The sequence below is a fragment of the Mesorhizobium sp. M7A.F.Ca.ET.027.03.2.1 genome, from assembly GCF_003999175.1.
Taxonomy (GTDB): domain Bacteria; phylum Pseudomonadota; class Alphaproteobacteria; order Rhizobiales; family Rhizobiaceae; genus Mesorhizobium.
In genome coordinates, this window is the sequence record NZ_RZOM01001840.1 from 1 (window position 1) to 523 (window position 523).

Genomic DNA, 523 nt, shown 5'->3' on the forward strand with positions numbered 1-523 from the left:
CTTGCAGCAGGGTCTCGTATGGGTTCCGATGAATCCACTGTTGATCGGCCCAGCGCTCGATCACGCTGTAACGCTTGTAAAGCCGACCCTGGCGATCTGCGATGTCGATCTGCTTGAAACGCTCGCATCCTGTGAGTTCCGACCAGCTCTTGGGGTTATCAACCTTCCCGACACCCTGACGGCGCTCGACGGTCGCGATCGGCTGGAACCTGCTCCGCAAGACTGTGCCGCGCTGATGTTCACATCTGGCACGACGGGCCCCGCCAAAGCGGTGATGGTCACTCATACCATGCTCGAACTGGCGGCCAAAGCCGTGATCAGATGCGCTGATGCGCGAGAGGGCGACAACTTTTACGTCTGGGAGCCCTTTCATCATATTGGCGGTGCGCAAGTGCTCTTTGTGCCTTTGTTCTCGCAGGTCGTATTGACGTTGCGAAATCGCTTCAGTGCGTCTCGTTTCTGGCAGGAAGTCAGTGAAGCCGGCTGCACGCATATTCATCATCTTGGCGGTATCATCCAGATT

1 protein-coding gene is annotated in these 523 nt (G+C 57.0%); it reads left to right on the plus strand.

Going from position 1 to position 523, the window contains the following annotated elements; all coding sequences use genetic code 11:
- Window position 1: 1 nt before the first annotated feature.
- The coding region (locus EN750_RS38380) for a class I adenylate-forming enzyme family protein (RefSeq protein ID WP_145968392.1) at window positions 2-523 on the plus strand (522 nt) is incomplete at its 3' end.